Source organism: Arthrobacter sp. P4_H3 (assembly GCF_056400885.1).
On sequence record NZ_JBFUKK010000054.1, the window covers coordinates 1 to 642 of the forward strand.

A 642-nucleotide genomic window follows, 5' to 3' on the forward strand; every position below is an offset into this window, starting at 1 on the left:
GTTGAGGATATCGATCAGGCGGATCAGTTCGTCGGTGTTCATGCTCGGGCCGACCTTGACCCCGATCGGGTTGTTCACCCCGCGCAGGAACTCCACGTGGGCGCCGTCCAGTTGCCGGGTGCGATCGCCGATCCACAGCATGTGCGCCGAGCAGTCGTAGTAGTCGTTGGTCAGGCTGTCGCGGCGCACGAAGGCTTCTTCATAGTTGAGCAGCAACGCTTCGTGGGCGGTGAAGAAGCTGGTTTCGCGCAGTTGCGGCGCGCTGTCCAGGCCGCAGGCACGCATGAAGGCCAGGGTTTCGTCGATGCGGTCTGCCAGTTGGCTGTACTTCTCGGCCAGGGCCGAGTTGGCGATGAAGTCCAGGTTCCACTTGTGCACCTGGTGCAGGTCGGCGAAACCGCCCTGGGCGAAGGCTCGCAGCAGGTTGAGGGTGGCGGTGGCCTGGTGGTAGGACTGCAGCAGGCGGTCGGGGTCCGGCACCCGGCTTTTTTCATCGAAACCGATGCCGTTGACGATGTCGCCGCGATAGGCCGGCAAGGTCACGCCATTGATGGTTTCGACGTTGGCCGAGCGCGGCTTGGCGAACTGGCCGGCCATGCGCCCGACCTTGACCACCGGGCAGCCGGCGGCAAAGGTCATGAC

1 protein-coding gene is annotated in these 642 nt (G+C 64.3%); it reads right to left on the reverse strand.

The annotated features are described in order from the left end of the window. A partial coding sequence (locus AC1DRE_RS25110; RefSeq protein ID WP_476987168.1) for a 3-deoxy-7-phosphoheptulonate synthase occupies window positions 1–642 on the reverse strand: 642 nt, incomplete at both ends.